Consider the following 23,553-nt stretch of genomic DNA (forward strand, 5'->3'; position numbering starts at 1 on the left):
CGCGGCCGCGCACGGGCACACACGCCTCTGGTGTGCAGGTGCAGGGCCTGAATTGAGTATAGAAACCCTTGTACTGGACCGCCCTAGTCCTTTAGCGCTAATCACTTTGTTAGGTCCAGGCTTATCGCGATGTGGTCTAAGTGGGGGCGGGGGTTCGTGTGCGCGGTTTTTTTAAGTAAAATGCCCGGCTTTTGGTCTTAACTCGCGGAATTGAAGCGCTATGGGCACTCTCTCGGTCTCTCAACTTAAACTCCAGAAACGCCTGCGCCGATTGACCGGTGAGGCGGTGGCTGACTTCAACATGATTGAAGACGGCGACAAGGTGATGGTGTGCCTGTCGGGCGGTAAAGACAGTTACACGCTGCTGGATGTGCTGCTTCACCTGCAAAAGGTCGCGCCGATCCAGTTCTCGATCGTGGCCGTGAACATGGACCAGAAACAGCCGGGCTTCCCGGAAGAGGTGCTGCCGGCGTACCTCAAGTCGCTGGGCGTTGAGTACCACATCGTCGAAAAAGACACCTACTCGGTGGTCAAAGAGCTGGTCCCGGAAGGCAAGACCACCTGTTCGCTGTGCTCGCGCCTGCGCCGGGGCACCTTGTACACCTTCGCCGACGAAATCGGCGCGACCAAAATGGCCTTGGGTCATCACCGTGATGACATCGTCGAGACGTTCTTCCTCAACATGTTCTTCAACGGCACGCTCAAGGCGATGCCGCCCAAGTTGCGCTCCGACGACGGGCGTAACGTGGTGATTCGCCCGTTGGCGTACTGCAACGAGAAGGACATTCAGGCGTACTCGGATTTGCAGCAGTTCCCGATTATTCCGTGCAACCTCTGCGGCTCGCAGGAAAACCTGCAACGCCAGGTGGTCAAAGACATGCTGCAAGAGTGGGAACGCAAGAACCCGGGCCGCACCGAAAGCATTTTCCGCAGCCTGCAACACGTGAACCCGTCGCAACTGGCAGACCGCAACCTGTTTGATTTTGCCAGCCTGAAGATCGACGAAACCGCGACCCCGCGTTTCGTTAATCTGTTGAACCTCTAAGCCCGCAAACGGCTCTGAACCCCATGTGACACCCCACTGACCCAGAGGAGAGGGCATGCGCGACTACAAATGGCTGCACGAATATTGTTTGAACCGTTTTGGTTCGTCCGCCGCGCTGGAAGCCGAGTTGCCCGTTCCTCGCACGCCTGCGCAACTGCGCAAGATCCCGGACGACCGTTACCTGTCGACCCTGGCACTGCGGGTGTTTCGTGCCGGTCTCAAACACAGCGTGGTGGACGCCAAATGGCCGGTGTTTGAAGAAGTGTTCTTCGGCTTTGACCCGGAAAAAGTCGTGCTGATGGGCGCTGAGCACCTGGAGCGGTTGATGCAGGACGCGCGGATCATTCGCCACTTGGGCAAGCTCAAGAGCGTGCCGCGCAATGCTCAGTTGATCCTCGACATTGCCCACGAACACGGCAGTTTCGGCGCGTTTATCGCCGATTGGCCGGTGACCGACATTGTCGGCTTGTGGAAGTACCTGGCCAAGCACGGTAACCAACTGGGCGGCCTGTCGGCGCCACGCTTCTTGCGCATGGTCGGCAAAGACACCTTTGTGCCGAGCTATGACGTTGTGGCGGCGCTCAACGCACAAAAGCTGGTAGACAAAGTACCGACCAGTCTGCGCGACCTGGCGATTGTGCAAGATGCTTTCAACCAGTGGCACGCTGAAAGCGGTCGGCCGATGTGCCAGTTGTCGCAGATGCTGGCGTTTACCGTGAATCACTGACCATGGGGTAGTGATAGACGGTTTGTCAGGTTGTTTACGGTTTGTCTGATTATGGATAATATGTCTGGGTCTGCTCACTCGTCGAGGACCTGTTGCCATGCCAATCACTCTGCCCACCTATCAAGCGGTCATCGACGCGTCGAAGCGGCTCGAAGGGGTCGCCAACGTGACGCCGGTTCTAACCTCGCGCACGCTTGATAACGACATCGGCGCGCAGGTGTTTTTCAAATGCGAAAACTACCAGCGCACCGGCTCTTTCAAGTTCAGGGGCGCGTACAACTCGCTAGCTCAATTCACTGACGCTCAGCGCCAGGGCGGCGTGGTTGCGTTCTCTTCGGGCAATCACGCTCAAGGCATCGCGCTGGCAGCGTCGTTGCTGAAGATCCCGGCGATCATTGTCATGCCCACGGATGCCCCCGTCGCCAAGGTGGCGGCAACCAAGGGCTACGGTGCCGAGGTGATTTTCTACGACCGTTACACCCAGGACCGCGAAGCGATCGGCAAGGCGCTGGCCGCTGAGCGCGGCATGACGTTGATCCCGTCCTACGATCACCCGGACGTATTGGCCGGGCAGGGCACGGCGGCCAAGGAACTGTTCGACAGTGTCGGCCCGCTGGACGCGCTGTTTGTCGGCCTGGGCGGTGGCGGCATGCTCTCGGGCACCACGCTGTCGACCCGCGCGCTGTCACCCGATTGCACCCTCATCGGGGTTGAGCCGCAGGCCGGTAATGACGGCCAGCAGTCGTTCAATTCAGGGGTGATTGTTCACATTGATACCCCCGACACCCTCGCCGATGGTGCGCAAACCCAGCACCTGGGGCAGTACACGTTCCCGATTATCCTCAACGGTGTTAACCGGATCGTCACGGTGACCGATGAAGAGCTGGTCTGGGCCATGAAGTTCTTTGCTGAGCGCATGAAGATGGTGGTCGAACCCACCGGCTGCCTGGGGCTGGCGGCCGTCAGAAAATACAAGGCTGAGCTTCAGGGCCAGCGTGTCGGCGTGATGATTACGGGCGGCAATATCGACATCGAGAAACTCGGCACACTTCTGCAGTCCTGAACCCCCAACGCTCTCTCACGCAGGTGATCCATGAACATCATAAGCACTGATGCGGCGTCGCCCCCGGCTGGCCATTATTCGCAAGCCATAAGCCACCAAGGCACGCTGTATATCTCGGGGCAACTGCCGGTTAGCCCCTCTGGCGCTCACAACCTCGACGCGTCGTTTGCTGAGCAGGCACAGATTGCGCTGAATAACCTGCTGGCCATTCTCAAGGCGGCGGGCGGCGAGCCGAGTGATTTGCTCAAAGTGACGGTTTACGTTGCTGGTGTGCAGCACTGGCCGGCCTTTGATCAGGTTTACGCCGAGCTGTTGGGCAGCCATCGCCCGGCACGTGCCGTGGTGCCGGTGCCCGAGTTGCATCATGGTTACTTGGTTGAAATTGAGGCGTTAGCGCGTGTCGCTGTACACGGTAGCGCGGGACACGCCGAGGTGTGACGCCACGGTCTCCATGGCTTTTCTGATGTCCAGCAGGCCCGCGTCTTTCAGCTCTTGTAGCAGCACTCTGCGGTCAGCCGCCTTGAGGGTGCGGGGCGTGGTGGCCAGGCGTGCAGCAAACTGATCAATCCGTGCCCGGATGGTCTCTGCGCCGCTGGGCTCAAGGGTTTCGTGCGGGCGCTCGCCGTGAAAGGCGCCGAACTGCTCGAGCATGCCTTGCAGCCCTTTGAACAGGGTCAGGTCGATGTTCATGCACAGCGCGGCCACGTAATGCCCCGAAGAATCCTTGATGCCGATCGAGGTGCTCTTGACCTGGCGACCGTCTTTGAACTGATTGGGGTAGTTGGCAATCACCTGCGGGTAGGCTGGGTCGGCAATGCGCGCCAGCCCCAGCTCAGTCGCCGGGTCCCCGACGGCCCTGCCGGACAGGTTGTTGTGAATGGCCAGAATGGCGTGCTCGGGGTCGCGCAAATCATGCAAAACCACCTCGCAAAAGGGGCTGAACGTTTGGCTCAAGCCTTCTGCGATGTGCTCCATCTGACTGATGAGCGCCAGTTGCTCGGGGGTAGTGCGCTTCATGTTGAAGATTTCCAGCGTCAATAAACGGTTTCAATGAGGGGACGATAACAGCCTAGGCGCGGCTTTTCTCCGGGCCTTTGGATTTGAATGACTCATTCAGGAACGACGCCAGCGCCTGGACTTTGCGCGACCTGTTTTTACGCGGCGGGATAAGCATCAAAATCGGCGCGGGGTCGAACGCCCAGTCGCTCTGAGGCGCTGGATGAACGCGGCGAGGCCCGCCAATGGCCCCGCCGTTTACGCTTACTCACCCGCCAGGCGGCGATCCAGTTGGTAGCGCCAGCGCACAAACAGCAGCGCACTGACGAACACCGCCACGCTGGCGGCGATTTCCAGCAGGCCGAACAGTTGCCGGTTCGGATCGAATGCCGCCAGCGCGCCCTTGAGCAGGTACAAGTTCACCACGTAGCAGGTGAACGAGTGCCCGCGCGGGCTGCCCTTGAGCATGCCGGGCACGAGGATCAGCAGCGGCACCAGCTCAATCAGCAAGATCACCCAGGGCCGTGCGCCGTGCAGGTTGGCGAACACCAGGTAATACACGCACAACAAGCCGATCAGGCCGAAAAAGCACGCCAGGCTCACGCCGCGCATCAACCGCACGCGGGGCGTGAGCCACTCAATCGGCGGCAACACCTTGGGCTTTTTAGCCACGCGGGCTCTCCAGCTTCTGGGCGGTAGCCGCCAAGCGCAGCCCCAGCGCCCGGCACAGGGCTATTTCGTGTTCATCCAGCTTGCGTTTGCCGTCGGCTCCGGCGTGATGGCTTGGGCCGTACGGCGTGCCGCCTCCGGTGGTGTTGAGCAGCGCCGACTCGCTGTAAGGCAGGCCGGTGATCAGCATGCCGTGGTGCAGCAACGGCATGATCATCGACAGCAGGGTGGTTTCCTGGCCGCCGTGCAGGCTGGCGGTGGAGGTGAACACGCCTGCGGGTTTGCCCACCAGTGCGCCGGTCAGCCACAGGTTGCTGGTGCCGTCCAGAAAGTACTTGAGTGGCGCGGCCATGTTGCCGAAGCGGGTCGGGCTGCCCAGCGCCAGGCCTGAGCAGTTTTTCAGGTCATCGAGGCTGGCGTACAGCGCGCCGTCCTCAGGAATGCTCGGGGCCACGGCTTCGCACTCGGCGGAGATCGCCGGTACGGTGCGCAGGCGCGCTTCAATGCCGCCTTGCTCAATGCCGCGAGCAATGTGCCGGGCCATTTCGGCGGTGGCGCCGTGGCGGCTGTAAAACAGCACCAGGATATAAGGCGCACTCATGGCAGGATCTCCAGAACCTTTTCTGGTGGTCGACCAATGACAGCTTTGTCACCGGCGACCAGAATCGGCCGTTCGATGAGCTTGGGGTGGGCCGCCATTGCCGCGATCAGTTGCTCGTCGCTGAGGCTGGTGTCGGCCAGGTTCAAGGCTTTGTATTCGTCTTCGCCTGAGCGCAGCAATTGGCGTGCGCTGAGGCCCAGTTTGCCAAGCAGGCTGCGCAGTTGCGTGGCCTCCAGCGGGGTATCAAGGTAGCGCACCACGGTCGGTGCCAGGCCACGGGCTTCGAGAATTTCGAGCGCAGCGCGTGATTTAGAGCAGCGCGGATTGTGATAAAGCGTCAGATCAGTCATGAGCGGGTCGCTTCTTGCGTAAGGTGGCGGGTATTCTACCCGCCTCACAGGCGTGTCTGAACCGTGTGCGGTCATTGGTCGCCTGTTAATGTCTTTTGTTGGCTTAAATGAGAAGGAACAGCACATGTTCAAGCGACTGTTGGCGGCCACTGCCGTCGCCGCTACGTTATTGCTCGCCGGGTGCGGGAATGATTACGGGGTCGATCAACATGGAGAGAAGGTCGCGTCCGAACGTCTGGACAAGCAATGGAAAGTGATCAACTACTGGGCCGAATGGTGCGGGCCGTGCCGCGTTGAAATCCCCGAGCTGAACGCGCTGGAAGGCCAGTTGCAGGGGCAATCGGTGGGTTTATTCGGGGTTAACTTTGACGGTTTGCAGGGCAAGGAACTGAACGATGCCAGCACCGCGCTGGGCATCACCTTTACCGTATTGGCCCAAGACCCGGCCGACACCTTTGACCTGCCGCGCAGTGAAGCCTTGCCGGTCACCTACATCATCGATGACAAGGGCAAGGTCCGCGCCCAGTTGCTGGGCGAACAAACCGCGGCGGGGATCCTGGCCAAGCTCAAGGAATTGAAGGGCTAGGCCATGCGTACGCAATAAAACTGTAGGGGCGAGCTTGCCTCGCGATCTTTTGATCTTGGCGGTTGAGAGGGTTTTGCGGGTGCTACGCGCCCGGACGTAGCCTCGCAAAGCTCGTCAACTGCTACGGGGGATATGCGCGCGATCTTTCGACGCAGCCTTCGTGCCTCGTCAGCGACTACAAGCGCACGCGATCAAACTGTAGGAGCGAGCTTGCCTCGCGATCTTTTGATCTTGATTGTTGAGAGGGCTTTGCGGGTGCTGCGCGCCCGAACGTAGCCTCGCAAAGCTCGTCAACTGCTACGAGGGGTATGCGCGCGATCTTTCGACGCAGCCTTCGTGCCTCGTCAGCGACTACAGGCGCACGCGATCCAACTGTAGGAGCGAGCTTGCCTCGCGATCTTTTGATCTTGGGGATTGAGAGGGTTTTGCGGGTGCTACGCGCCCGGACGTAGCCTCGCAAAGCTCGTCAACTGCTACGAGGGATATGCGCGCGATCTTTCGACGCAGCCTTCGTGCCTCGTCAGCGACTACAGGCGCACGCAATAAAACTGTAGGAGCGAGCTTGCCTCGCGATCTTTTGATCTTGGCGGTTGCGGGTGCTACGCGCCCGGACGTAGCCTCGCAAAGCTCGTCAACTGCTACAGCTGCCGCAGGCTGCGATCTTTTGATGTTGAAGGTTAAAAGATCGCAGCCTGCGGGTCAGCTTTCTTCAGGCCACAGCCGTAACGGCAGGCCTTCAGCCGGCCAGAAACGTACTTGCTCAATCGGCGAGATGTCCCAGCGTTCGACTGTCTGCAAGGCCTTGAAGAACCGTTGCTCTTGCTCCATCAACGCCGGGGCGCAGGCTTTGCGGGTGCTGCCGACCGGGCCAAAGCTCAGCTTGTCACCGTCCAGGGTGTATGGCGCAAACCAGTGGTTACAACCGCCATTGCCATAGGCGCGGCCACCTTCGTCGAAGGTTACGGTCAGGTGGCTGTAGTCCATCAACGGACGCTCACCAATCCATTCCACCACGTAAGCATGGTTGCGCTGCAATTGCGCGGAGTGCCCTGCGCAGCCCACCAGGCTGGCGCCCAGCATGGCCAGCAGGAACCCGCGTTTCATAGCGCAGCCTTTTGGCATTGCGGGCACAGGTGCTTGCTGCCTTCAGTGCTCCAGCCCAGTTCGGCAATCCGTGCGCTGGCCGCAGGCTTTTGGGCCTTGGTGCCCAGTTTGGCATCGACCGCGAACTCGAATTTCAGTTCTTTGGCGCAGCCGTCACAGTTGACTTGCCATTCATGAATCGCCAGCTCACCGAATACCGGGCCGTTGGCCACGGCCACCCACTGACCGCGCGGGTTGATCAGGTGACGCACTTTTTCGACGTTCAGGCGCATGGACAAGTCCTTGCTGCCTTTGAGGGTCACGATCAGCACGTCGCCGTGCTGAATGGAGCCGCCGTTGCCGGTGACTTGATAACGACCCGGCATCAATGCGCGGCATTCAATCAAGGTGTGCTGCGGGCTAAGCAGGTTGTAGCGGAAATCGTGTTCGACCATGGGTCCTCCAAATAGGCCGCTATGCTATCAACCTTCGACCAGGTTTTGTGGGGCGCCTTCACGCCACGTGGCGATATTGTCTAGCGTGGTACTGGCAATCGCGCTCAGGGCCTCGCGGGTCAGAAAGGCCTGGTGCGCGGTGATGATCACATTCGGGAAGGTCAGCAGGCGCGCCAGCACGTCGTCTTGCAAGGGCAGGTCGGAGCGGTCTTCGAAGAACAACTGGGCTTCTTCTTCGTACACGTCCAGGCCCAAATAGCCCAATTGGCCGCTTTTCAGCGCTTCGATCAGGGCTGGCGTATCAACCAGCGCACCGCGCCCGGTGTTGATCAGCATGGCGCCATGTTGCAGGGTGGCCAGTGACTCGCGGTTGATCAGGTGCTTGTTATCGGCAGTCAGCGGGCAATGCAGGCTGATGATGTGCGAACTGGCGAGCAACTGCGCGAGGCTCACGTATTCGGCGCCCAGTACCACCAGTTCGGCATTGGGGTAGGGGTCAAAGCACTGCAGCTTGCAGCCAAAACCGGCCATGATTTTGCCGAAGGTGGCGCCGATCTGCCCGGTGCCGACGATACCGACAGTTTTGCCCACCAGATCAAAACCGGTCAGGCCGTGCAGGGTGAAGTCGCCTTCGCGGGTGCGGTTGTAGGCGCGGTGCAGGCGACGGTTAAGCGCCAGAATCAACGCCACGGCGTGTTCCGCCACCGCGTGTGGCGAGTACGCTGGCACCCGTACCACATTCAGCCCCAGGCGTTTGGCCGCCGCCAGGTCAACATGGTTGTAACCGGCGGAGCGCAGGGCGATCAGGCGCGTGCCTCCAGCTGCCAGTTGCTCAAGCACCGGGGCGCTCAAGTCGTCATTGATAAACGGGCAAACCACTTCGTAGCCATGGGCCAGCGCGGCGGTGTCGAAGCTCAGGCGCGCCGGTTGAAAGTGTAGTTCAAGGTCGCCGGGCTGTGTGGCGGCGGTAAAACTGTCCTGATCGTAGGTCTGGCTGCTGAAAAGAATCGTGCGCATCAGTGCTTCCTTGGCAATGGGTGATACCGCAAACAGGGGTTACGCCGAGCTGCGCGCTTCTTGCGCCAGACGCAAAATTGCCTGGTCGAGTTCTTCGAGAGCAGCGTCGGCGGCCGGGCTTTCTTGCTTGAGCAGGGTTTCGCTGCGCTGACAGGCGCCGCGCAATTGCGGCACGCCGCAGTAACGGGTCGCGCCATGCAAGCGGTGTACGCGCTCGATCAAGGCCACGGCGTCGTTGTCTTCGCGGGCCTGAAGGATGGCCAGGCGGTCGGTTTCCAACGACGCCAGCAACATCGACAGCATGTCGGCGGCCAGATCGGCCTTGCCCGCCGCCAGGCGCAAGCCTTCTTCGGCATCGAGCACCGCCAGTTTGTTGGCTTGGCGTACGGGCTCCTGGGGGCCGTCGCTGCCTTGATTGCGCAAGGCCAGGCCGGTCCACTTCAGCACCACTTGCGCCAGTTGGCGTTCGCTGATGGGTTTGGTCAGGTAATCGTCCATGCCGCTTTGCAGCAAGGCGCGCTTCTCGTTGGCCATCGCATGGGCGGTCAGCGCGACAATCGGCACCGGCGTCGATTGGCGCTGTTGCTCCCACTGGCGCAGCACCTCGGTGGTTTCGCGGCCATCCATGCCGGGCATTTGTACGTCCATCAGGACCAGATCGAAGTCTTCGGCCTTGAACGCATCGACGGCGGCGTAACCGCTGTCAACGGCCGTGACCTTGGCGCCCATGTCTTCGAGCAGGGTTTGTACCAGCAGCAGGTTGGCGGGGTTGTCATCCACGCACAAAATTCGCGGCGCCCGGCTGGCCAGTATCTCGCCGGGCTCGTGACGGGTTTGCTGCGGGTTGATGAGTTCGATCAGCGAGCGACGCAATTTGCGCGTGCAGGTCGGCTTGGCCTGGAGCTGGTTGTGGGGGTTGGGCACGGCGGTATTGAACAGCGCCAGCTCCGTGGTCGGGCACAACACCATGACCTTGCAGCCCAGGTGCTCAAGGTCCCAGATGTGCTGGTTGAGGCGCTCGGGCGGGATGTCATGGGCCGTCACACCCAGCACGGCCAGCTCAATCGGGTTTTCGGTTTGGTGGGCAGTGGTCACGCCGTTGGTGAGGTTGTCCAGGGTCAGGTACGGGGTCACGCTCAAGCCGCAATCTTCAAGCTGGTGGAGCATGGCCTGACGGGCCAGGTCGTGTTTTTCCAGCAAGGCCACGCGATGGCCGAGCAACGGCGCAACGGGCAGGTCTTCAATATCATCATGGGCTTTGGGCAGGTTGACGCTGATCCAGAACACCGAGCCTTCACCCGGCTGGCTTTCGACGCCAATTTCGCCGCCCATTTGCTCCACCAGACGCTTGGAAATCACCAGGCCCAAACCGGTCCCGCCGGTTTGGCGCGACAGTGAATTGTCTGCCTGACTGAAGGCCTGGAACAGCGCCCGCACATCTTGATTGGTCAGGCCGATGCCGGTGTCTTGCACGCTGATGCGCAGTTGCACGCCGCCGCTGGTTTTGTTGTCGTCGTCATCTTCAAGCATGGCCCGCACGGCAATCGTGCCTTCGCGGGTGAACTTGATCGCGTTGTTGACCAGATTGGTGAGGATCTGCTTGAGCCGTAGCGGGTCACCTACCAACGACAGCGGCGTGTCGCGGTACACCAGGCTGACCAGCTCCAGGCCTTTTTCGTGGGCCGAGGGGGCGAGCATGGTCAGGGTGTCCTGGAGCAAATCGCGCAGGTTGAACGGGGTGCTGTCGAGCACCAGCTTGCCGGCTTCGATTTTCGAGAAGTCGAGAATCTCGTTAATGATGCCGAGCAGGTTGTCGGCCGACTTTTCGATGGTGTGCAGGTAATCGAACTGGCGAGGGGTGAGTTCGCTTTTTTGCAGCAGGTGGGTGAAGCCCAGGATGCCATTGAGCGGCGTACGGATTTCGTGGCTCATGTTGGCCAAAAATTCTGACTTGATGCGGCTGGCTTCAAGGGCTTCCTTGCGCGCCAGATCGAGTTCCAGGTTCTGGATTTCGATGGTTTCGAGGTTTTGGCGTACGTCTTCGGTGGCTTGGTCGACGCTGTGTTGCAGCTCTTCCTGCGCGTTCTGCAAGGTTTCGGCCATGCGATTGATGCCCGAGGCCAGCTCATTCAGCTCCTGGCTGCCCAGTTCTGGCAGGCGGGTCTGCAACTGGCCGTCCTTGAGTTGGGACACGGCTTGCTTGATTTGGTCCAGCGGTGAATTGATCGTGCGGCTCATGCGCAAGGCCAGCAGGGTGGTCAGCACCAGACCGGTGGCGATCAACAGCAGGCTGGCGAACAGGCTGCGGTAGCCGCGCAACAGCATGTTGTGGTGCGACAGTTCCAGTTCGACCCAGCCCAGCAAACGGTGGGCTTCATTGGGGATGACGTCGCCCGCCAGATTGCGATGGCGGCCGAATACCGGGAGCAAATAGCGCGTGGCATCGCTGTCGGTGCGTTGCAGCAATTGCGAGCTGTTGCCCATCGGCGCCTGATTGAGCATGGTCGGCCCGGCGTGGGCCAGCGGCTCGTGATTGGCGCTCAAAAACGCCACGGCGCGCACGTCTTGCTGGTCAAGGGACTCGCTGGCGATACGTTGTAGCAGGGCCGTGTCGTGGCGACCCATGGCGGGCGCTACCAGCGGTGCGAGTTGCTCGGCGATCATTTCACCGCGTTGCAGCAACTGCGATTCCAGTTCCGATTGCTGCAGCCACGTGAAGTAGCTCCCCAGCACGACCGCCATCAAGGTGACGGGCAGCAAGGTCAGCAGCAATACGCGGCCTTTTATCCCGAGGTTTTTCAGCACACCACTCTCCAGCCCGGCATTGATCAATGCATCCTTATGACGTTCGTTATAGATCAGCTCGCAGTGTAGCCATTTGATACGTGGCAAATCTTTGTAAATTTACCTCCAGTGCGAACAGCGCCCACATAACGGCAATGCAACGGCCATGCCGGTTGCTCGTGCAGGCTCAATCTTGAATAATCAGCGATTGAGAATGACTAGCAGACGTTAATGAATCCCGTAGCCGTTCAGCCCTCGCGCCTTTTGGCCATCGAAGACGACCCCGTTCTGGGCACCTACTTGCATGAGCAATTGGTGCGCTGCGGGTTTGAGGTGGTGTGGTGCCAAAACGGCCAGGAGGGCTTGAGCCGCGCCAGAGATGAACACTTTGATGTGGTGCTGATGGACATCTTGTTGCCGGGCATGAACGGCCTGCAGGTGCTCACGCAGTTGCGCCAGACCCATGCCCTGCCGGTGATATTGATGTCGGCGCTGGGGGCGGAGGCCGACCGCATTAGCGGGTTTCAGCTGGGCGCCGATGACTACCTGCCCAAGCCGTTCAGCATGGCCGAATTGCGTGTACGGATTCAGGCCATCTTGCGCCGGGTGGCGCTGGACCGCATGCCGCCGCAAGCGCCGGTATTGGCCGAAAGCGCGCTGGTGCTCGATGAAGACGCGGCCGACGCCCGTTACGGCCAGCTGTGGGCCGGGCTGACCCGCAGTGAATACCGCTTGCTCGACACCCTGCAACGCAACGCTGACGAAGTGTTGAGCAAACCGTTCCTCTATCAGCAGGTGTTGCAGCGTGGCTATTCAGCCCATGACCGCAGCCTGGACATGCACATCAGCCAAATCCGTCGCAAGCTCAAGGCCATCGGCTATCACGAGCGGGAAGTGCGCACGGTGTGGGGCAAAGGCTACGTGTTGAGCGCCAGCGATGCGCTCTAAGTTGCCCGGAAAACACTCCTTATTCTGGAAACTGGCATGTTTGCTGGTGGCTTTCTGTTTGTTGATGATCTGGCTCAGTTGGTCCTGGGGCCGCTACATGGACAAACGCACCGGCTATTTAACCGATGAGGCCAAGAGCACGCTGATTCGTTATGCCGGTGAAGCCGAACAGGCCTGGAACCGCGGCCAGCAAACCGGCGTCGATCAATGGCTGCAAGCCTTCGGCAAAACCGAGCGGGGCTGGGGCGGCGTGGTCGGCCAGGATTTGCAGTCGCTGAGCAGTTACCCGTTGAGAGACCAGGAAGCACAGCGCATGACCTTTTTGCGCGGGCTGGATTGGCCCATCAGCCATATCAACCGCGTGCGCCCGTGGATCAAAGTACCGTTCCCCAAAGACCCGTCTGCCGGTTATCTGGTGATTGAACTGCCGCAGCGCTACATGCCGGGGCTTTCGCAACTGGTCTGGCGATTTCTGATTAATGGTGTGATCCCCGGAGTGTTCACCCTGCTGCTGTGCGTGGGCCTGTACCGGCTATTGATCGTGCCGCTGAACCAGTTACGTGAGCAGGCCAATGCCTGGCGTGCCGATCAGTTGGGCGTGCGACTGTCGAGCCAGACCACCAGCCGTCAGGACGAACTGGGCGAATTGGGCCGCGCGTTTGACCAAATGTCCGAGCGCTTGCAGACCACGGTCAACCAGCAGCAACAGTTGCTGCGCGATTTGTCCCACGAACTTCGTACACCGTTGAGCCGATTGCGCGTGGCCTGCGACAGCGAACAGGGGGTAGAAGCCCTGCGCGAGCGTTTGAGCCGCGAAGTGGACGGCATGCAGCGGCTGGTTGAAGACACCTTGCAACTGGCCTGGCTGGATGCCGAGCGCGGGCCGCTGCCGGTAGAAGACATCCAGATCCAGGCGTTGTGGGAAATGCTCACCGAAAACGCACGCTTTGAAAGCGGCTGGCCCCAGGCGCGTCTGCCGTGCAACCTCGACGCCAACTGCTGGGTCAAGGGCCACCTCAACAGCCTGGCCCAAGCGCTGGAAAACATCCTGCGCAACGCCATTCGGCATTCCCCGGCAGAAGGCACCGTTAGCCTGAATGGCCAGCGCGAAGGCGATGAATGGCACCTGTGGCTCGACGACCAAGGTGGCGGTGTGGCGCCAGAAGCCCTGGAACGGATTTTTGCCCCGTTTACCCGCCTCGACGGTTCACGCCCCGGTGACGGCGGCTTTGGCCTGGGCCTGAGCATCGCACGCAACGCCTTGCGCCTGCAGGGCGGCAGTTTATGGGCGCAAAACACCGAGCACGGGCTGCGCGTGCACCTGCGCCTGCCCATCGCAGACCCGCCCCACCTGTAGGAGCGAGCTTGTCTCGCGATCTTTTCACGATCAAAAGATCGCGAGGCAAGCTCGCTCCTACAGTTGTATCGCGTACCTCTGTAGTCGCTGACGAGGCACGAAGGCTGCGTCGAAAGATCGCGAGCAAGCTCGCTCCTACAAATGGTATTCCTTCGGCTTATAGCCTTTAGCCATAAGCTTTGCACTTTGCGTGATATGGGCTGTCGGTGTTTGTCGGTATGATGTGCGACCCCGCAGTCTGGATTGCGAATACGCCATGACCTTGCAGTACCCAACTATCGCCGATTGCATCGGTAACACGCCGCTGGTGCGCTTGCAGCGCCTGGCTGGCAACACCACCAATACTTTATTGCTCAAGCTCGAAGGGAATAACCCGGCGGGCTCGGTCAAGGACCGTCCTGCGCTGTCGATGATCACCCGCGCCGAAACGCGTGGGCAGATCCAGCCCGGCGATACCTTGATCGAGGCCACCTCGGGCAATACCGGGATTGCCCTGGCCATGGCCGCAGCGATCAAGGGTTACAAGATGATCCTGATCATGCCGGACAACTCCAGTGCCGAGCGTAAGGCCGGGATGACCGCCTACGGCGCCGAGCTGATTCTGGTCAGCCAGGAAGAGGGCATGGAAGGGGCTCGCGACCTCGCCGACAAGCTGCAGGCCGAAGGCCGTGGCAAGGTCCTCGACCAGTTCGCCAACGGTGACAACCCTGAGGCGCACTACACCAGCACGGGCCCTGAGATCTGGCGTCAGACCCAAGGCACGATCACCCATTTCGTCAGTTCGATGGGCACCACGGGCACCATCATGGGTGTTTCGCGCTACCTCAAAGAGCAGAACCCTAACGTGCAGATCGTCGGTTTGCAGCCGATGGAAGGCGCGGCCATTCCGGGCATTCGCCGCTGGCCGACCGAATACCTGCCCAAAATCTATCAAGCCGAACGGGTTGACCGGATTGTCGACATGGCCCAGCGCGAAGCCGAAGACGTGATGCGTCGTCTGGCCCGCGAAGAAGGCATCTTCTGCGGCGTGTCTTCAGGTGGTGCGGTAGCTGCCATGCTGCGCCTGTCGCAAGAAGTCGAAAACGCCGTGATTGTCGGCATCATCTGCGACCGTGGCGACCGTTACCTGTCGACTGGCCTTTACGATGCGCCCAACTGATGGCTAAGCAAGAGAGAGGCCTGCGCTTCCAGCCCGCTGGCGGCACCAAGGCCCCGCAAGTGCCTACGGGTAAAAAACAGCGTTTAAGTATCGAGCGCCTGGCCAACGACGGCCGTGGTATTGCCTTTATCGAAGGGCGCACCTGGTTTGTCTCGGGGGCTTTGGCTGGTGAAGAAGTCGAAGCTCGGGTGCTGGGGGCACACGGCAAAGTGGTCGAGGCGCGCACTGAGCGGGTCTTCACCGCCAGCGCCAGCCGTCGCGAGGCGCCGTGCAAGTTGGCCGGCAAGTGCGGTGGGTGCAGCGTGCAACATCTGCCCCACGAAGAGCAGCTTGCACTGAAACAGCGCATGCTCGCCGAGCAACTGACCCGCGTGGCTGGTGTTGAGCCCGACGAATGGGCAGCGCCGTTGACCGGGCCAGAATTTGGCTACCGCCGCCGGGCCCGCATCGCGGTGCGCTGGGACGCAAGGGCCAAGCGGCTGGACGTCGGCTTTCGGGCGGCAGGCAGTCAGGACATCGTCGCCATCGACCACTGTTTGGTGCTGGTACAGGCTTTGCAACCTATCATGAGCGGGCTGCCAGCCATGCTGCGCCAATTGAGCAATCCGAAAGCCCTGGGGCATGTCGAGTTGTTCAGCGGTTCGGCGAATGCCGTGTTGCTGCGCCATATGGCGCCGCTCAGCGCAGCCGACGTGCAGGTTTTACAGAATTTTTGCGCCACCCATCATGCCCAGTTGTGGCTACATGGCGATGGCGAGCCGCAACCGGTCGATTTGACGCAGACCTTGGGCTACCGTTTACAGCAGTGGGACCTGGAACTGGCCTACCGGCCGGGTGACTTTGTTCAGGTCAACGCCGGGGTCAACGAAGCCATGGTTGCGCAAGCGCTGGACTGGCTGGCGCCGCAGGCTGACGAACGGGTTCTTGACTTGTTCTGTGGGCTGGGTAATTTCGCATTACCCCTGGCGCGTCAGGTACGCGAAGTGGTGGCCGTCGAGGGCGTTACGACGATGGTCGAACGTGCCGCGCAAAACGCGGTCAGTAACAAGCTGCATAATGCAGCGTTTTTTCAGGCCGACCTGTCGCAGCCCTTGGTGGATGCAACATGGGCCTCGCAGGGCTTTGCCGCTGTCCTCCTTGACCCGCCGCGTGACGGGGCCTTTGAGGTGGTGCGCAAGCTGTCGGGGCTGGGGGCCAAACGTTTGGTCTATGTGTCGTGCAACCCGGCTACGCTGGCTCGCGACACGGTTGAGTTGATGAAACAGGGGTATCGGTTAAAACGTGCCGGAATCCTCGATATGTTCCCGCAAACCGCGCATGTCGAGGCGATGGCGTTATTTGAAGCAGACTAGGATGGTCTGTCTATTTCGACGGGCCCGCAATCCCATGCCACTAAACCCTGGAGCATGGGGTTGGGATTCGGGTCGGTATATCGGCGCATCAAACCTGCGCCGTAGGGAAGGTAAGCAAGATGGTACAGGTCAGAGCACACCAGCCGATCAACACTGACGGCAGTCTCAACCTCGAGGCATGGCTTGATCATGCGGTGAGTGTCGATGTGGCGCTGGACCGTGAAGCCTTGAAAGAAGCGTGTGAGTACGCACGTGAGGCGGAACAGCAAGCCAATGCAGCAAAAAACCTGTGGACTGAAGGCGCGTCGAGCTTTCGAACCGGGTTGGAAATTGCTGAAATCCTCGCCGATCTCAAGCTCGATCAAGACTCGCTGGTCGCGGCGATCTTGTATCGCGGCGTACGCGAAGGGCAGATTCAACTGCCTGCGGTCAGCCAGCGCTTCGGCCCGGTGGTCGCCAAGCTGATTGATGGCGTGCTGCGCATGGCCGCGATCAGCGCCAGCCTCAGCCCCCGCCAATCCATGGTGATGGGCTCTCAGGGACAGGTCGAAAACCTGCGCAAAATGCTTGTGGCGATGGTTGATGACGTGCGCGTTGCACTCATCAAGCTGGCCGAACGTACCTGCGCCATCCGCGAAGTCAAAAGTGCCTCGGACGAGAAGCGCATCCGCGTTGCCCGCGAGGTCTTCGATATTTACGCGCCGCTGGCGCACCGCCTGGGTATCGGCCACATCAAGTGGGAGCTGGAGGACTTGTCCTTCCGCTACCTGGAGCCTGAGCAGTACAAACAAATTGCCACCTTGCTGCACGAGCGCCGGCTGGATCGCGAACGCTTTATCAGCGATGTGATGAACCAGTTGCGCACCGAGCTTGAGGCCACCGGGGTGGTTGACGCCGACATCAGCGGCCGGGCCAAACACATCTATTCGATCTGGCGCAAAATGCAGCGCAAGGGTCTGGCTTTCAGCCAGATCTATGACGTGCGCGCTGTGCGGGTGCTGGTGCCGGAAATGCGCGATTGCTACACCGCGCTGGGCATCGTCCACACCTTGTGGCGGCATATCCCCAAAGAATTCGACGACTACATCGCCAACCCTAAAGAGAACGGCTACCGCTCGCTGCACACGGCGGTGATCGGGCCTGAGGGCAAGGTGCTGGAAGTGCAGATTCGCACCCACGCCATGCACGAAGAGGCGGAGCTGGGGGTGTGTGCGCACTGGCGTTACAAGGGCACCGACGTCAAGGCCGGGTCCAACCAGTACGAAGAGAAAATCTCGTGGTTGCGCCAGGTGCTGGAATGGCACGAAGAACTGGGCGACATCGGCGGTCTGGCCGATCAGTTGCGGGTCGATATCGAGCCGGATCGGGTGTACATCTTTACGCCCGACGGGCATGCCATCGACCTGCCCAAGGGCGCGACGCCGCTGGACTTCGCCTACCGGGTGCACACCGAAATCGGCCATAACTGCCGAGGCGCCAAGATCAACGGGCGCATTGTGCCGCTCAACTACAGCCTGCAAACCGGTGAGCAAGTCGAGATCATCACCAGCAAGCACGGCACGCCGAGCCGTGACTGGCTGAACTCCAACCTGGGGTACGTGACCACCTCGCGGGCGCGGGCGAAGATTGTTCACTGGTTTAAATTGCAGGCCCGTGATCAAAACGTCGCGGCCGGTAAAACCTTGCTTGAGCGTGAGCTGGGCCGCCTGGGCTTGCCTGCGGTGGACTACGAAAAGCTCGCCGACAAAGCCAACATGAAAACCGCCGAGGACATGTTCGCGGCGCTGGGGGCGGGCGATTTGCGTCTGGCCCAGCTCATTAATCTGGCGCAGCAACTGGTCGAGCCGGAACGCGGCAGCGAACAGATCGAGCTGATTCCGCGCAAAGCCCAAGGCTACAAACCGGGCAAACGCGGCGATATCCAGATCGAAGGCGTGGGCAACCTGCTGACCCAAATGGCGGGTTGCTGCCAGCCGCTGCCGGGCGATGCGATTGTCGGTTACATCACTCAGGGGCGTGGCGTGAGCATTCACCGTCAGGACTGCGCCTCGGTGCTGCAATTAGGCGGCCGTGAGCCGGAGCGGATCATCCAGGTCAGTTGGGGGCCGATCCCGGTGTCGACGTACCCGGTCGATATCGAAATCCGTGCCTACGACCGTTCGGGCCTGCTGCGCGATGTGTCGCAAGTGCTGCTGAACGAACGCATCAACGTACTGGCGGTCAACACCCGCTCGAACAAAGAGGACAACACCGCGTTGATGTCCCTGACCATCGAGATTCCGGGGCTGGATGCATTAGGGCGTTTGCTGGGGCGTATTTCGCAACTGCCGAACATCATCGAAACCCGTCGTATCGGACGTAGCGAACCGCGTTGATCTCTTGTAGGAGCGAGCTTGCCTCGCGATCTTTTGACCTTTAAAAGATCGCGAGGCAGTTGGCTCCTACATCGTTCTGCACAAGGATTAATGATGTACACCCTCGACGACTTGCTAAATCTCATGGCCCGCCTGCGCGACCCGCAGTTCGGCTGCCCGTGGGATATCAAACAAACTTACGCGACGATCGTGCCTTATACCCTCGAAGAAGCTTACGAAGTGGCCGATGCCATTGAGCGCAGCGACTTTGAGCACTTGCAGGGCGAATTGGGCGATTTGCTGTTCCAGGTGGTGTATTACAGCCAGTTGGCCCGTGAAGAGGGGCGCTTTGAGTTTGCCGGGGTGATCGACAGCATTACCCGCAAATTGATCCGCCGCCATCCCCATGTGTTCCCCACCGGCGACCTGTACGCGCCGCTGGACGTGCCGCGCTTGAGCGAAGCGCAGGTCAAGGAGCGTTGGGACGAAATCAAGGCCGAAGAGCGCGCAGAAAAATCTGCGGCGCCGCAGCAGTTGTCGTTGCTCGATGATGTGCCGGTGGCGCTGCCTGCGTTGTCCCGTGCGGCCAAGTTGCAAAAGCGTGCGGCTCAGGTCGGCTTTGACTGGCCCGGCGCCTTGCCGGTGCTGGATAAGGTGCGTGAAGAGCTGGACGAAGTGCTGGAGGCCATGGCGGATAACGACTCGGCGGCGATCCACGATGAGGTGGGCGACTTGCTGTTTTCGGTGGTGAACCTGGCGCGGCATCTAAAAGTTGACCCGGAAACCGCCTTGCGCGGTGCAAATGCCAAATTTGACCGACGTTTCCGGTTTATCGAGCAGGCATTGCGCGATACCCTGCGTCCCATTGAAGATTGCACCCTTGAAGACCTGGACGCCCTGTGGGGTGAAGCCAAGCGCCAGGAAAAGAATTTGCCCAGCTGCGGCTGAGTTTGCCTAAGTGAGTAAGACAATGAGCATTTCCCTACGCGACCAGTTGCTCAAAGCCGGATTGGTCAACGAGAAGCAGGCCAAGCAGGCCGGTAAAGAAAAGCAAAAGCAGCAGCGTCTGGCCCATAAAGGCCAGATCGAGCTGGATGACACGCAGCAGCGCCTGGCGGCTGAAGCCAAGGCCGAGAAGATCAAGCGTGATCAAGAGCTCAATCGTCAGCAGCAAGAAAAGGCCGAGCAAAAAGCCCGCGCTGCGCAGATCAAGCAATTGATCGAAGTGTCGCGCCTGCCCAAGCTGAACACCGAGGACTACTACAACTTTGTGGATGACAAGAAGGTCAAGCGCCTGTCGGTCAACACCTTGATGCGCAACAAGCTGGCCAATGGCTCATTGGCGATTGTGCAGCACCAGGGCGGCTACGAAGTGATCCCGCGTGAGGCGGCGTTGAAGATCCAGGAGCGCGACCCGCGCCGTATCGTTCAGTTGAACGTGCTGGTCGAGTCGAAAACGCCGGAAGAAGATGATCCGTACGCGGCGTACCAGATCCCTGACGATCTGATGTGGTAAAAAGTTAAACAGACTGTAGGAGCGAGCTTGCCTCGCGATCTTTTTAAAGATCAAAAGATCGCGAGGCAAGCTCGCTCCTACAAGGTAATAAACAAACCCCGCTTCGGCGGGGTTTGTGTTTTTCAAGACTGTCGTTGCCGTGGTTCAGGCTTTGAGTTTCTGCGCTTCAAGCTTTTCCAGCTCTGCTTTGTAGTTATGAGCGTCGCTCTCGCGGTGAAACATGCCAACCAAGATGTTTTCCTGATGAACATCCCATAGGTGTACGCCATGGGCTACAAGCTGGTGGAACATACGTGAATCGTCGCGTTCAGTTACTGTGATAGTCATCTGCTTGCTCCAAATTCTGATAAGGACCTGCGGCAAGACGTCGCAGGACTTCTTTATAGAATTTGTTAGCTTCCTAAGTAAATAGCTAATTGTCGCTCTGTCATCTTGGAAAAAAGCGCAAAACGCTGCAGCCCTTGTACGACGCGGTGTTTACGGGTTTTGCCAATAGTTTTATGACAAAAGTTTCATGTTCAAGGTCCTGCGAATCACTCCAATCCCCTGTAGGCGTTGCTGCCCCGTCTACGACGCCGCGCTGTCGCACAGCAAACAGGACCGCGAGTATCTTCAGCATCCCTCAATCGGTTCCCTCTCCTTCGGGAGAGGGCTAGGGTGAGGGTTGCTCTTGATTAGAGAGGCTTTTATGTACATATCCGTTGCTGCAGCAATGGATATGTACCCAAGAATCCCGAGGTGGATGGATTTACGGCTGCACGTAGCCGTTCGCAGCCTTCGTACCTCGTCAGCGACTACAGTTGCCTGTTTGTTGCGCGGACTCAGAAACGAAAAAACCTCGCCGGAGCGAGGTTTTCTTGAAGCGTGCTGCTTAAGGCATGTCGCGCCTCAGCTGCCCTTGACGGCTTTGCCGTCCACCGTGCCGTCTTGCAGCATGATGTTGTATTCCTTGCCGTCTTTTTCAACCTGGCGCAGTTTGACCAGCAAACCGTCCCAGCTCTTGGCGAACCACATTTCGGTGATGCGCTTGTTCTGGTTCTGGTCCAGTGTCGGGTCGCGTACGCGCTCAACCTTGATGGCGTCTACCTTGCCCGCCTTGGTTTCGACCACTTCCGGGCCTATGACGCGAAAGTCGTAGGTGTCTACGCCATCTTCGTCAACGACCTGGTAGCTCATGCTCTTTTTGCCCGCCACGACATCGCGCTGCAACGCCAACTGGTAAGTCGACTTGTCGAGCATGCCGCTGAGCAATGTCACCTTGACCGGGTCTTTGTTGAACGTGCCGGTGACCATGTTGGTGGTCCAGTCAAAGTCCAGGTTTATGTTCTTGGCTTTGCCCAGGCCGCCACGTTCGAAACGGTAGGACTGAGGGATCAGGCTGTCGTTCTTGAACGCGAAGGTGCTGGATTCCGACAGGCTGGCGATCATCATCGAGGCCTTGAAGTTCAAGGTCCAGGTGCCGTTGTCATTCTTGACCAGACTGCGCTCGGCAGAACCGCTCATGGGTAACTGTTTCCAGTCGGCCGTGTAGCTGGCCTGGAAAGGATGAGGTTCAGCCGCTTGCACTGCTGGGACAGCCAGCAGGCTCAAGGCGAGGAGCAGGGCACGACGCATAATGTCTCCTAGGTTCGTATCAAGTGGCCGCTGGCCGCGAGTAATTGACCGTCTAATAATGCGCCTTGCTCGTCAAGTGACAAGCGACCTTCGGCAAACCAGCGCACTGCAAGCGGGTAAATCCGGTGCTCCTGGGCGTGAACCCGTTGCGCCAGACTGTGCGGCGAGTCATCGGACTCTACCGCAATGATTGCTTGTACGACCAGAGGCCCGCCATCGAGTTCCTCGGTGACAAAGTGCACGCTGCAGCCATGCTCGCTGTCACCGGCTTGCAGCGCACGCTGATGCGTGTGCAGGCCTTTGTATTTGGGCAGCAGGGAAGGGTGGATGTTGAGCAGACGGCCCTGATAGTGACGCACGAAGCCTGCGCTGAGGATGCGCATGAATCCGGCCAGAACGACCAGTTGCGGGTTGAACGTATCAATGACTTCGATCAGTGCAGCATCGAAGGCCTCGCGGCCCTCGAATGCTGTGTGATCCAGTACGCGGGTGTCGATACCCGCGTCTTTGGCGCGTTGCAGGCCGTAGGCGTCTGCGCGGTTGGAGATCACCGCGCGGATTCTGGCCGGGCTGTCCTTGATCGCACAGCTGTCGATCAAGGCTTGCAAGTTGCTGCCGGTGCCGGAAAGCAGCACCACTACATCACAGGTATCGGGCATTAGTGCGCCTTGAGGTTTTGCAGCTCAACTTGCGGCGCGCCTTCGGCGGCCGTGGCGATGTGGCCGATCACCCAAGGTTGCTCGCCCGCTTCACGCAGTACGTTCAGCGCGGTGTCAACGTCAGCCTGAGCCACGCAGATCACCATGCCTACGCCGCAGTTCAGCACGCGGTGCATTTCGGTTTCGTTCACGTTGCCTTTTTCTTGCAGCCAGTTGAAGACTGCAGGGCGCTGCCAGCTGGCCACGTCAACCACCGCTTGAGCACCTTTTGGCAGCACGCGCGGGATGTTGTCGAGCAGGCCGCCACCGGTGATGTGGGCCATGGCTTTAACTACGCCGGTGTCCTTGATCAGCTTGAGCAACGGCTTGACGTAGATACGGGTCGGCGCCATCAGCAGGTCGGTCAGCGGCTGGCCGTCGAGCTGGGTGTTTTCGATGTCGGCACCGGACACTTCGATGATCTTGCGGATCAGCGAGTAACCGTTGGAGTGCGGGCCCGAAGATGGCAGGGCGAGCAGGGCGTCACCGGTGGCCACTTTGGAGCCGTCGATGATCTCGGCTTTCTCGACCACGCCAACACAGAAGCCGGCCAGGTCGTAGTCTTCGCCTTCGTACATACCAGGCATTTCTGCGGTTTCGCCGCCTACCAGCGAGCAACCGGACAATTCGCAGCCAGCGCCGATACCGGTAACCACTTGGGCTGCGGTGTCTACGTTGAGCTTGCCGGTGGCGTAGTAGTCGAGGAAGAACAGAGGCTCTGCGCCGCACACGATCAGGTCGTTAACGCACATGGCGACCAGGTCGATGCCGATGCTGTCGTGCTTGTTCAGGTTCAGCGCCAGACGCAGCTTGGTGCCCACACCGTCGGTGCCGGAAACCAGAACGGGTTGCTTGTAACCGGCCGGGATTTCGCAGAGGGCGCCAAAACCGCCGAGGCCGCCCATCACTTCAGGGCGCGCAGTGCGCTTGGCTACGCTCTTGATGCGTTCGACCAATGCTTCACCGGCGTCGATGTCTACACCGGCGTCCTTGTAGCTCAGGGAGGGTTGCTTGCTCATAATCCAGGCCTTTAGGGGGGATTCGGGGGTATCGACCGATCTCAGCGGGCCTGCTTGCAAGTGCTCAGGGTTTGAAACAGAGCATTTGCAGAGTGCCCGGCTGTCGCCGGTCTGCGAAGGCGCGCGATTTTATCAGGCTTGAAGGGCAGCGGCCATCCTC

At 59.9% G+C, this 23,553-nt stretch carries 24 protein-coding genes; 12 read left to right on the forward strand and 12 right to left on the reverse strand.

Annotated elements, in window-relative coordinates; all coding sequences use genetic code 11:
- The first annotated feature begins 220 nt into the window (after positions 1-220).
- From ttcA to TU84_RS13540, 4 genes are all read left to right on the forward strand, one after another.
- On the forward strand, positions 221-1,045 hold the full coding sequence (gene ttcA / locus TU84_RS13525; RefSeq protein WP_048369700.1) for a tRNA 2-thiocytidine(32) synthetase TtcA: 825 nt from the start codon (positions 221-223) through the stop codon (positions 1,043-1,045).
- A 55-nt stretch (positions 1,046-1,100) separates the two neighbouring features.
- Positions 1,101-1,772 carry a DNA-3-methyladenine glycosylase I gene (locus TU84_RS13530; protein ID WP_048369703.1) on the forward strand — a complete coding sequence of 224 codons (672 nt, stop codon included), beginning with the start codon at positions 1,101-1,103 and terminating at the stop codon, positions 1,770-1,772.
- Positions 1,773-1,869: 97 nt separating this feature from the next.
- Positions 1,870-2,835: a threo-3-hydroxy-L-aspartate ammonia-lyase gene (locus tag TU84_RS13535; protein ID WP_048369705.1), complete on the forward strand. Its 966-nt coding sequence runs from the start codon at positions 1,870-1,872 to the stop codon at positions 2,833-2,835.
- A 30-nt stretch (positions 2,836-2,865) separates the two neighbouring features.
- Complete coding sequence (locus TU84_RS13540) at positions 2,866-3,273, forward strand: RidA family protein (RefSeq protein ID WP_048369706.1); 408 nt, start codon at positions 2,866-2,868, stop codon at positions 3,271-3,273.
- On the opposite strand, the gene TU84_RS13545 is transcribed toward TU84_RS13540, so the two are convergent.
- The 4 genes from TU84_RS13545 to arsC all read right to left on the reverse strand — a co-directional run bounded on the left by TU84_RS13545 (position 3,226) and on the right by arsC (position 5,451).
- Positions 3,226-3,852: a helix-turn-helix transcriptional regulator gene (locus TU84_RS13545; protein WP_048369882.1), complete on the reverse strand. Its 627-nt coding sequence runs from the start codon at positions 3,850-3,852 to the stop codon at positions 3,226-3,228. The two genes, TU84_RS13540 and TU84_RS13545, sit on opposite strands and share 48 nt — an antisense overlap.
- A gap of 243 nt (positions 3,853-4,095) precedes the next feature.
- On the reverse strand, positions 4,096-4,503 hold the full coding sequence (locus tag TU84_RS13550) for a DUF2069 domain-containing protein (RefSeq protein WP_048369707.1): 408 nt from the start codon (positions 4,501-4,503) through the stop codon (positions 4,096-4,098).
- Entirely contained in the window at positions 4,496-5,101 is a 606-nt protein-coding gene (gene wrbA, locus TU84_RS13555; RefSeq protein ID WP_048369709.1) for an NAD(P)H:quinone oxidoreductase, read from the reverse strand. Before wrbA ends, TU84_RS13550 begins: the two co-directional genes overlap by 8 nt.
- The gene (gene arsC / locus TU84_RS13560; protein ID WP_048369711.1) at positions 5,098-5,451 is read right to left on the reverse strand and encodes an arsenate reductase (glutaredoxin); all 354 of its coding nucleotides are present in this window, start codon (positions 5,449-5,451) and stop codon (positions 5,098-5,100) included. Before arsC ends, wrbA begins: the two co-directional genes overlap by 4 nt.
- A 124-nt stretch (positions 5,452-5,575) precedes the next feature.
- Here arsC and TU84_RS13565 point away from each other — a divergent pair, with 124 nt between their 5' ends.
- Complete coding sequence (locus TU84_RS13565; protein ID WP_048369713.1) at positions 5,576-6,037, forward strand: TlpA family protein disulfide reductase; 462 nt, start codon at positions 5,576-5,578, stop codon at positions 6,035-6,037.
- A 699-nt stretch (positions 6,038-6,736) separates the two neighbouring features.
- Here TU84_RS13565 and TU84_RS13570 read toward each other — a convergent pair.
- From TU84_RS13570 to TU84_RS13585, 4 genes are read right to left on the reverse strand one after another with little or no spacing between them, the layout of a single operon-like run.
- Positions 6,737-7,141 carry an META domain-containing protein gene (locus TU84_RS13570; protein ID WP_048369715.1) on the reverse strand — a complete coding sequence of 135 codons (405 nt, stop codon included), beginning with the start codon at positions 7,139-7,141 and terminating at the stop codon, positions 6,737-6,739.
- On the reverse strand, positions 7,138-7,575 hold the full coding sequence (locus TU84_RS13575) for a hypothetical protein (protein WP_048369716.1): 438 nt from the start codon (positions 7,573-7,575) through the stop codon (positions 7,138-7,140). Before TU84_RS13575 ends, TU84_RS13570 begins: the two co-directional genes overlap by 4 nt.
- 27 nt (positions 7,576-7,602) lie before the next feature.
- Positions 7,603-8,592: a 2-hydroxyacid dehydrogenase gene (locus TU84_RS13580; RefSeq protein WP_048369718.1), complete on the reverse strand. Its 990-nt coding sequence runs from the start codon at positions 8,590-8,592 to the stop codon at positions 7,603-7,605.
- Positions 8,593-8,631: 39 nt separating this feature from the next.
- Complete coding sequence (locus tag TU84_RS13585; protein ID WP_048369885.1) at positions 8,632-11,397, reverse strand: response regulator; 2,766 nt, start codon at positions 11,395-11,397, stop codon at positions 8,632-8,634.
- A gap of 210 nt (positions 11,398-11,607) precedes the next feature.
- Here TU84_RS13585 and TU84_RS13590 point away from each other — a divergent pair, with 210 nt between their 5' ends.
- The 7 genes from TU84_RS13590 to TU84_RS13620 all read left to right on the forward strand — a co-directional run bounded on the left by TU84_RS13590 (position 11,608) and on the right by TU84_RS13620 (position 20,062).
- The gene (locus TU84_RS13590; protein ID WP_048369720.1) at positions 11,608-12,324 is read left to right on the forward strand and encodes a response regulator transcription factor; all 717 of its coding nucleotides are present in this window, start codon (positions 11,608-11,610) and stop codon (positions 12,322-12,324) included.
- A complete protein-coding gene (locus TU84_RS13595; protein WP_048369722.1) occupies positions 12,314-13,681 on the forward strand; it encodes a sensor histidine kinase in 1,368 nt (455 codons plus the stop codon). Before TU84_RS13590 ends, TU84_RS13595 begins: the two co-directional genes overlap by 11 nt.
- A 256-nt stretch (positions 13,682-13,937) precedes the next feature.
- Positions 13,938-14,840 (forward strand): cysteine synthase CysM, encoded by a 903-nt coding sequence (gene cysM / locus TU84_RS13600; RefSeq protein ID WP_048369724.1) that lies wholly within the window; start codon positions 13,938-13,940, stop codon positions 14,838-14,840.
- Positions 14,840-16,192: a 23S rRNA (uracil(1939)-C(5))-methyltransferase RlmD gene (gene rlmD, locus TU84_RS13605; protein WP_048369726.1), complete on the forward strand. Its 1,353-nt coding sequence runs from the start codon at positions 14,840-14,842 to the stop codon at positions 16,190-16,192. The genes cysM and rlmD overlap by 1 nt, the downstream gene beginning before the upstream one ends.
- 119 nt (positions 16,193-16,311) lie before the next feature.
- Positions 16,312-18,567, forward strand: a complete 2,256-nt coding sequence (relA, locus tag TU84_RS13610; protein WP_048369728.1) for a GTP diphosphokinase — start codon at positions 16,312-16,314, stop codon at positions 18,565-18,567.
- 93 nt (positions 18,568-18,660) lie between these two features.
- Positions 18,661-19,494 carry a nucleoside triphosphate pyrophosphohydrolase gene (gene mazG, locus TU84_RS13615; RefSeq protein WP_048369730.1) on the forward strand — a complete coding sequence of 278 codons (834 nt, stop codon included), beginning with the start codon at positions 18,661-18,663 and terminating at the stop codon, positions 19,492-19,494.
- A 22-nt stretch (positions 19,495-19,516) separates the two neighbouring features.
- On the forward strand, positions 19,517-20,062 hold the full coding sequence (locus tag TU84_RS13620) for a DUF2058 domain-containing protein (RefSeq protein WP_048369732.1): 546 nt from the start codon (positions 19,517-19,519) through the stop codon (positions 20,060-20,062).
- A 144-nt stretch (positions 20,063-20,206) separates the two neighbouring features.
- On the opposite strand, the gene TU84_RS13625 is transcribed toward TU84_RS13620, so the two are convergent.
- From TU84_RS13625 to purM, 4 genes are all read right to left on the reverse strand, one after another.
- Entirely contained in the window at positions 20,207-20,389 is a 183-nt protein-coding gene (locus TU84_RS13625; RefSeq protein WP_048369733.1) for a hypothetical protein, read from the reverse strand.
- 561 nt (positions 20,390-20,950) lie between these two features.
- A complete protein-coding gene (locus TU84_RS13635; protein ID WP_048369737.1) occupies positions 20,951-21,676 on the reverse strand; it encodes a DUF3108 domain-containing protein in 726 nt (241 codons plus the stop codon).
- A gap of 8 nt (positions 21,677-21,684) precedes the next feature.
- Complete coding sequence (gene purN / locus TU84_RS13640; protein WP_048369738.1) at positions 21,685-22,335, reverse strand: phosphoribosylglycinamide formyltransferase; 651 nt, start codon at positions 22,333-22,335, stop codon at positions 21,685-21,687.
- Positions 22,335-23,393, reverse strand: coding sequence for a phosphoribosylformylglycinamidine cyclo-ligase (gene purM, locus TU84_RS13645; protein ID WP_048369739.1), 1,059 nt, complete (start codon positions 23,391-23,393; stop codon positions 22,335-22,337). The genes purN and purM overlap by 1 nt, the downstream gene beginning before the upstream one ends.
- Positions 23,394-23,553 lie beyond the last annotated feature (160 nt).

This window comes from Pseudomonas helleri (genome assembly GCF_001043025.1).
Taxonomy (GTDB): domain Bacteria; phylum Pseudomonadota; class Gammaproteobacteria; order Pseudomonadales; family Pseudomonadaceae; genus Aquipseudomonas; species Aquipseudomonas helleri.